Origin of the sequence: Billgrantia ethanolica (assembly GCF_021404305.1) — a bacterium.
In the GTDB taxonomy this organism is placed as follows: domain Bacteria; phylum Pseudomonadota; class Gammaproteobacteria; order Pseudomonadales; family Halomonadaceae; genus Halomonas; species Halomonas ethanolica.
Genome location: NZ_JABFTX010000014.1, coordinates 1 through 633, shown reverse-complemented (window position 1 = coordinate 633; position 633 = coordinate 1). Strand labels below are relative to the sequence as shown.

Genomic DNA, 633 nt, shown 5'->3' with positions numbered 1-633 from the left:
TCATCGATCTCCCGCTGGAGACGATCCCGCTCACGCGTCAATGCCGACAGGATGTCATCGATCGAGCGGAGGATATCGGTTGCCATGACGAACTCGGCTTTCTCGCGCCGGTTTCGCTCACGCTGAATGTCCTTGTCCAGTGCGTCGAGTCTCGCTGCTAGCGCCTTGAGCTTGCGTACCTCCTCAGGCTCCGGCTGCCACGCATCAGGTCGTTGCGTCGCGCCATAGCGTGCCAGCACCACACTGTCCTTCTTATCTGTTTTGCCGCGTACTCCCAGGCTACGGGAGAAGTCACGCACCTGTGCGGGGTTGAGGACATAAACCTGGATGCCGGCAGCATGCAGCCAATAGGCGAGCGTTTCGTGATAGATGCCGGTGGCTTCCATCACAACGTGCAACTGGTCCAATGGCTCACCGGTTTGGTGCTCAAGCCATTCCAGCAGGTGTGGAAAGTCCTGCCGCCGATTGCCGAATACACGCGTCTTGACCTTTCCAGTCGCCTCATCGCGTAGCCAGGCGCAGTCGAGCTTCTGCTTACTGACGTCGATACCGATCACTGCCATGTCTCGTCGCCTTTCCTTGTTCGTGCAGCCTCACTCCGATTGGGGAGGGGCTTGGATACCATTCAAGCTA

General features: G+C 58.5%; 1 protein-coding gene. It reads right to left on the bottom strand.

Annotation, left to right across the window (positions count from 1 at the left end; translation table 11 throughout):
* Positions 1-563, bottom strand: a 563-nt coding sequence (locus tag HOP53_RS21290; protein WP_234271864.1) for an IS110 family transposase, incomplete at its 3' end; no start/stop codon positions are given.
* Between the last annotated feature and the right edge of the window lie 70 nt (positions 564-633).